Here is a 6,957-nt window from a genome sequence, read left to right on the forward strand (position 1 = left end):
CGAGGCGACGTCGCTCCTCACCCCGCGCCTCGCCCAGCGCCTGCCGCCCCTCCCGGTCCAGCAGCAGCGCAGGATCCCGCCACTGCTGCGCCCGCTGGGATGGCATGGCAGCCAGCGCCCTTTGGAAGGCGGACTCCGCGGCGACAAAGTCGCCCCGCGTGTGCCGCACGAATCCCAGCAGCGCAGCGCACCACCACGCCTGCTCGCCGCGCCCCGCCCCCGCACCCGTGCCCGCGCCCGCGCCCGCGCCCGCGCCTTCCGCTGCGCGGTCCACGTCCAGAGGGCGGCCGCCGCATTCGCCCGCCAGCCGTGCGGCCTCCTGGAACCGCCCGGCCTCGGCCAGGTAGCGCACGCGCTGACCCAGGATCCAGCGGTCCTCGGGCAGTTGCGCGGCCGCCGCCGCGAGCTGCAGCAGCAGCTCCTCCCGCCCGTCCTCGACCTCCAGCGGCTCCGGTGGCGGCCGCCAATCCGGCTCATCGTCGTACCAGCACATCCGACCCACGACTTCATCGCAAGCGGCGCCGCCGCCGCTCCAGACCACGGGCAGATGCTGCCGGCGCAACCACTCGAACCGGGCCTGCGCCTCGCGCGCCTGGCGCACGACCCAGGCCGAGTCACTGCCGCCCGGCGCCCGGACGCCCGAGCTGGCCTGGCCCAAAGCGGACTCCTGCCCGCCCGGAACCATCAGCGGCGCCAGCGCGGCCGCACGCAGAAAGCTCAGGGCAGAAATTCTCTCTAAACGCATGGAGGAGGTTGGAAAGATTTCACCACGGAGGCCGCGGAGAACACAGGGGCGTGGCGCTGTCGGATCCCCCGCCGCCACTCCGCGCACTCCGCGGTATATACCCCATTCGGGGAACGTTGCGCCGGTCTACGCCGCGGCGCTCAGCCGCGACGAGCGCGCTGCGTCCGCGCCGTCCAGCATCGCCTTGATCAGGGCGATGTCCAGCATCATATCGGGAATGAGCCGCAAGCGGAACACGGCCAGGATCGACTGCACGTCCCGCCGCTCCTCCTCGCCCAATCCCGTTTCCACCGCGATCGGCTCGCCGCCCGGCCGCAGCGCGGCCATGGTCAGTCGCGCGCGCACCACCAGGAGCCGCCCCTGCTCCTCGTAATCGGGCGCGGCGACGCGCGGCTCGATGCGCTGCCAGACCGCCTCCAGGAACTCCGGCCAGTTGCCCAGCGCGCGGTAGTAGGAAGCCACGCCCGGGTGGCCGTGCCTGAGCTCGATGCCGTCGAAGAGCTGCCTCAGACGACCCGTCGCCAGCAGCGGGTCGACCAGCTCGATATTCGCCGCCCCCGGCGCTGGCCCGGTCGGAATGCCAGCCAGCGCCTTGGCCGAGAGTGTGGGGCTGCGGCTCCTCTGACGCAGCGCGCTGCCCGTCATGTCCTCGTCCCAGGCGGTCGTGATGAGCAGCAGCTTGGGCAGCACGTAATGGATGGTGTCCGTGAACGGGCGGATCAGTCCCAGCTCGCCGAGGCGTTGCCAGTTCACGTCCCCGGCCTCGGGCACTGGCTCGAGCAAGGCGCCCGAGCGCAGGTCATCTGCCGCCTCCTCGAAAGCCCTCGTCCGGGCCAGCGCCCGGATGCCATGCCAGGCGGAATCCAGCCAGTCCGGGTAGTTGGCCAGAACGCGGAACACGAAGCTGACGAAGGGGACGCGCAGTGTTGCCTGGATCTCCCGGTAGATGCCGCCGCTCCGCTCGTCCGCCAGCTCCGGCGTCACCTCCCGCAAATCCGGTAGCAGCCGCATGCCGCGGCCCAGATCCGCCTTCCGTTCCGTCTCCATCGCGCTGCCGTCGTTGCACGGAGCATGCCCGCGGAACTCCGGGCTCCCGTCCGGTGTCCTAGTGGCTCGTCTCCGCAGTCGAATGCCACCGGAATTTCGGTGACGAGCCACCACTCCTGGCCCCGACAGCCGGAGGAGCCCATGATCCACCGCAGGCAGTTCCTGAGCGGCGCGCTCGGCCTCGCCGTCGCCCCACTCTCCCTGCCTCTCTTCGCACGCATGGCGGACGACGCCGCAGCGGATACCGGCCCGCAGGAGATCCCCAAGCTCGAGAAGCCCAAGTCCGAGTGGCGCAAGCTGCTGCCGGAGGACGCCTACGCCGTGCTCTTCGAAGAGGCGACGGAGCGGCCCTGGACCAGCGAGCTGAACGACGAGAAGCGCCCCGGCACCTTCCTCTGCGCCGCCTGCCTCCTGCCGCTGTTCGAGGCCCGTACCAAGTTCGACAGCGGCACCGGCTGGCCCAGCTTCTGGGCGGCAATCCCGGGAAAGATCGGCACCAAGCGGGACTTCAAGCTGATCCTCCCGCGAACCGAGTACCACTGCATCCGCTGCGGCGGCCACCAGGGCCACATCTTCAACGACGGCCCGGCGCCCACCGGCAAGCGGTACTGCAACAACGGCGTCGCCCTGCGTTTCGTGCCCGCGGGCGAGCCGCTGCCGGCGCTCCGCACGTGAACGCCCACGGCCCCCGCGCACCCCGCGCACCCCTGCTCTTGCTGGCGCTGGCCGCCCTGGGGTGCGTGGCCGCGCCGGTCACGCGCGCGCAAGAGGTCAAGCTGGCCACTGCCACCTTTGCCGGCGGCTGCTTCTGGTGCATGGAGCCGCCCTTCGACACGCTGCCCGGCGTGGTCTCGACCACCTCCGGCTACACGGGCGGGAGCCAGGCTCGGCCGAGCTACGCCGAGGTCTCCGCGGGCGTGACCGGCCACGCCGAGGCCGTGCAGGTGGTCTTCGACCCGGGCCGGATCTCCTTCCAGAAGCTGCTCGAGGTCTTCTGGCGCGAGATCGACCCCACCACGCCCGACCGCCAGTTCTGCGACATCGGCAGCCAGTACCGCACCGCCATCTTCTACCACGACGCGGAGCAGCAGCGGCTGGCCGAGGAGTCGAGGCGAGCCATCGAGGTGTCCGGCCGGCTGCCCGCCCCGGTGGTCACGCAGATCGCAGCCGCCGGGCCGTTCTGGGCCGCCGAGGAGTACCACCAGGACTACTACAGGAAGAACCCCATCCGCTACAAGTTCTACCGCTACAACTGCGGCCGCGACCGGCGCCTCGAGCAGCTCTGGGGGAAGGGCTAGCCGTCCGTCCCCTGCGCCGCAGTTGGCGGGAACGTCTCCTCCGGAATGCGGAACAACGCGGCCAGGCCGGGCTCGCGGTCCCGGCCCAGCACGCGACGCGCGAGGTACTCGCCCACTACCGGCCCGAACTTGAAGCCTTCCGCCGAGCCGCCGCCCGCGATCCAGACGTTCTCCAGCTCGGGGTGCCGGTCGATCATGAAGTTGCGGCTGACGCTCAGCTCGTAGTGGCAGGCCCGGGTCTCGAGCAGGGGCGCGTCCTTCAGCTCCGGGAAGCGTTCCGCCAGCACCTTGCGCGGCTGCTCGAAGAAGCTGGCATCGATCCAGCGGTCGGAGAGGTCGGGATCCATGGGCGGCCGGCCGCCCGTGCGCACGCGGAAGCCGCGGCTGTCGTGGCTCAGTGCCGGCCAGCCGGTCACCCCCGGAAAGTTGAAGCTGGGCAGGTTGGGGTGGGTGAACCGTGCATCGCCCGGCGGCGTGGCAAAGTAGTAGACGTGCCCGATGGGCGTGCGCAGCCGCTCGGCCAGCAGGTCGGGGAAGAGCTTGCCCAGCCAGGGGCCGCAGGCAAACACGAAGTGGCGCGCCCGGAGGCGATCGCCCGAGGAAAGCTCGAGATCTTCGAGGCGTGACCCCGCGCGGCAGCCGGGCTGGGCGCGCGCGATGACGACCCGCCCGCCCAGGCGCCGGAACGCTTCGGCCACCGTGAGGCAGGCGCTGCGCGAGCGCGCCACGCCCGCCCGCCGCTCGTACAGCGCCACCGCGAACCCATCCAGCCGGATCTGCGGCCAGCGGTAGGCGACCTCGTCCACGTCCAGCACGTCGTAGCCCACGCCCAGCGCGTCCCAGACCTGCCGCGTATCGGTGAGGTACGGCTCCCACTCGCCCCGCAGGATCAGGTCGCCCGTGCGTGTGAAAAGCCGGTGGTCCCAGCTCCGGCGCCAGGTCTCGTCCCACACCTCCCAGCGGGCGATAGCCTCGGCCGCCCAGCGGGTCCACAGCTCGCGGAACGGCTCCGGCCGGTCGCCGTAGCTGCTGCGCACGCCGCGCGTCTCGTCGCCCGAGGTCGAGCGCGAATTGCCCGGCCCCCAGGTGTCCACCAGCGTCACGGCCGCGCCCATCTGCCGCAGGTGCAGCGCCGTCCAGCCACCCCACGCGCCCGCGCCCACGACCACAACCTCGGGCGCCGGCCGGCCCGGCCCGCCCAGCACCCTGCCCGTCGCGCAGCCGCCCAGCGCCAGCGCGCCGGCCTCAAGCCCCAGCAGCTTCAGGAACTCGCGGCGGTCCAGCTCCAGGCGCGTCACGGGTCCGGCGGCCCCCATGCGGCCCTCGAGGCCGGCGGCGCGCCCGGCGGCCTGGAATCCACCGGCGCGCCGGCCGCGGCCGGCCAGCCGGAGACCGGCCGGAACCTCTGCACGCGCTTGTAGCTGTCGACCTCCGCCGTGTAGGCGTTGGCCTTCGAGTCCAGCGCCAGGTTGTGCACCCAGCCGAAGTAGCCGGCATTGCGCCCGCCCCGGCCAAAGCTGCCCAGCACCGCGAGGTCGCGACGGCGCAGGATCCAGACTTTCTGGTTGGTGCCGTCGGGCACGAAGAGGTAGGTCTGCGCCGGGTCGGGCGAGAACGCCAGGTCCCAAACGGAGCCGCCGAACGTCCCGCCGCGCGTGTTCCGCGCCAGGAACGCCTCGCGCACGAACTCGCCGCTCGGCCGGAACACCTGGATGCGGTTGCTCACCCGGTCGGCCACGTAGACCAGCCCGTCCATCGAGACGCGCACGGCGTGCACGGGGTTGCGGAATTGAGGCGCGGGCGGGGCCTTCGGGTCGTAGTCGCCCGGATCCACGTCCTCCGGACGCCGGCCGTAGGCGCCCCAGTGCCGGCGATAGGCGCCCGTCTCGGCATCGAAGACGATCACGCGCCGGTTCCGGTAGCCGTCCGCGATGTAGACCTCGTTCGTCGCCGGATCAACGTGGATGCCCGCGGGCCGGCCCAGGTTCAGCGTGTCATTGCTCCCGCCCGTCGCGCCCTTCTTCCCGATCTGCAGCAGGAACCCGCCCTCCGCGGTGAACTTGAGCACGTGCGCGTCTTCGCGGCCCATGCCGCCCAGCCACACGTTCCCCCAGTGGTCCACGAAGATGGTGTGCTCCGTGCCCGGCCAGTCGTAGCCCGGACCGGACCCGCCCCACGCCCGCACCACGTTCCCCTCCGGGTCGAACTCGATCACCGGCGGTGCCGGCACGCAGCACTCAGAGAGCGGCGGGTTCTGCACTGCGCCAGCTTCCCGCGGCGTGAGCGAGGCGGGACGGTGCACGATCCACACGTGGTCGCGCGCGTCCACGGCGATGCCAGCGACCTGGCCCAGGATCCAGTTGTTGGGCAGCGGCCTGGGCCAGAAGGGGTCGACCTCGTAGACCGGCGCCCGGTCCGGGTCCGGCGCCGCCGCCCTCTGCTCAGCCGCCGGCGCCGCGGCCGGGGCTGCCACCGCCACCGGCGGCGGCAGCAGCGGCGAGCGCATGGCGACCACGCGGTTGCGCAGCACGCCGATCCGCTCGATCTCGACCTCGACCACATCGCCCGGCTTCACTGTGTTGTCCTTCCCCGGCAGCGTGGGGTAGGTGCCGGTATAAATCAGGTCGCCGGGCAACAGCGTCATGTAGCGGCTCACATAGCTCACGAGCTGCGCCGGCGAGTTGAGGAGCTGGCTCGTCCGCCCGCTGGCCACCGTCTCGCCGTTCACCCGGATCTCCACGCCTAAGTCGCCGTAATCCAGGCCGGTCACCAGCACCGGGCCGAGCGGCGCCCAGGTGTCCGTCGCCTTCGCGAAAAGCCGCGTCGGCTCACCCGTGCCCTGCCGCTCCGCGTACCAGGTGTTCTCGCTGAAGTCGTTCCCCGCCGTCACGCCGAAGATGTGGCGCGGCGCGTCCTCGACCGGGATGTGCCGCCCCTTGCGCCCGATGACCAGCACCAGTTCGCCCTCCCAGTCCAGGTTGCTGGCCTCGGGCGGGTGCTCGACCTCGTCCTCCGGGCCGACCAGCGAGGTGGGCATCTTGGCAAAGAAGCGGGGGTGCGCCACGGGCTGCTCGCGCCCCGGCCGCCGCGTGTTGATGGCCACGCCCACCACCTTCGAGACCCGCACCGGGTCAAGCGGCGCGAGCAGCCGCACGTCCACGAGCCGAACGGCACGCCCCGTCGGCCGGGCGCCGGATACAGGGTCGCCCCTGAGCTCCCGGATCGTCTCCCCCTCCAGGATGCCGTAGGCCGTGCGGCCGCCGTGGGCGTAGCGCACGTAGCGCGTCACCCCGTCCTGCCCGCCCGCCGCTGTCGCGGTGGCCAGCACCAGTACCAGCGGCAGCGCCCTGAGGACGCACTTCATTCCCGACCTCCCTCATGAGGTGTATGCTGTCCGGTCCCGCCATGGACACGTCCTGCTCGCCCGGCGAGATTCGCCGCTACCCGCAGTCCAAAGTTGAACCCTCGCCCCGGCACCGGTTACATTGGCGACGGCTCGATCAGGAAAGCTGCCATGGCCACTCGCCCCAACGTCCTCAGCGCGGACGACCTGCTTCACCTGCCGGCGCAGGAGGGCAGCATCGGCTGGGAGTTCGTCAATGGCCGCCCGGTCGCGGTGATGCCCGCCAAGCCCCTGCATGGCAAGCTGATCGTCGAGGTGGCACGACGGCTGTCGAACTATGTGCTCGAGCAGCGCCTGGGCGGCGAGGTCTTCAGCGACGCCGGGTTCGTGCTGGGGCTGAAGCGGGACCGCGAGCGGATGCGCGCGCCCGACGTCGCCTACATCACCCGGGAGAAGGCCGCTCCTACGACCCCGAGCGCTTCTTCCGCGGCGTCCCGGACCTCGCCCTCGAGATCGACCTGACC

The 6,957-nt window shown here is 71.8% G+C and carries 7 protein-coding genes; 3 read left to right on the forward strand and 4 right to left on the reverse strand.

What is annotated here, in order from left to right:
* Positions 1-745 (reverse strand): hypothetical protein (locus HY703_11785; GenBank protein ID MBI4545869.1); only part of this gene is annotated, 745 nt, incomplete at its 3' end.
* A gap of 126 nt (positions 746-871) precedes the next feature.
* A complete protein-coding gene (locus HY703_11790) occupies positions 872-1,792 on the reverse strand; it encodes a hypothetical protein (GenBank protein MBI4545870.1) in 921 nt (306 codons plus the stop codon).
* A gap of 141 nt (positions 1,793-1,933) precedes the next feature.
* On the opposite strand from HY703_11790, the gene msrB reads away from it, so the two are divergent.
* The gene (msrB, locus tag HY703_11795; GenBank protein MBI4545871.1) at positions 1,934-2,467 is read left to right on the forward strand and encodes a peptide-methionine (R)-S-oxide reductase MsrB; all 534 of its coding nucleotides are present in this window, start codon (positions 1,934-1,936) and stop codon (positions 2,465-2,467) included.
* A 65-nt stretch (positions 2,468-2,532) separates the two neighbouring features.
* Entirely contained in the window at positions 2,533-3,090 is a 558-nt protein-coding gene (gene msrA, locus HY703_11800) for a peptide-methionine (S)-S-oxide reductase MsrA (protein ID MBI4545872.1), read from the forward strand.
* Here msrA and HY703_11805 read toward each other — a convergent pair.
* Both HY703_11805 and HY703_11810 read right to left on the reverse strand, forming a co-directional pair.
* Positions 3,087-4,406, reverse strand: a complete 1,320-nt coding sequence (locus tag HY703_11805) for an FAD-dependent oxidoreductase (protein ID MBI4545873.1) — start codon at positions 4,404-4,406, stop codon at positions 3,087-3,089. The genes msrA and HY703_11805 overlap by 4 nt on opposite strands.
* Positions 4,385-6,454, reverse strand: coding sequence for a fumarylacetoacetate hydrolase family protein (locus tag HY703_11810; GenBank protein MBI4545874.1), 2,070 nt, complete (start codon positions 6,452-6,454; stop codon positions 4,385-4,387). The genes HY703_11805 and HY703_11810 overlap by 22 nt, the downstream gene beginning before the upstream one ends.
* A gap of 150 nt (positions 6,455-6,604) precedes the next feature.
* Here HY703_11810 and HY703_11815 point away from each other — a divergent pair, with 150 nt between their 5' ends.
* Positions 6,605-6,955: a Uma2 family endonuclease gene (locus tag HY703_11815; GenBank protein MBI4545875.1), complete on the forward strand. Its 351-nt coding sequence runs from the start codon at positions 6,605-6,607 to the stop codon at positions 6,953-6,955.
* Positions 6,956-6,957 lie beyond the last annotated feature (2 nt).

It is taken from the genome of Gemmatimonadota bacterium (assembly GCA_016209965.1).
GTDB lineage: Bacteria > Gemmatimonadota > Gemmatimonadetes > Longimicrobiales > RSA9 > JACQVE01.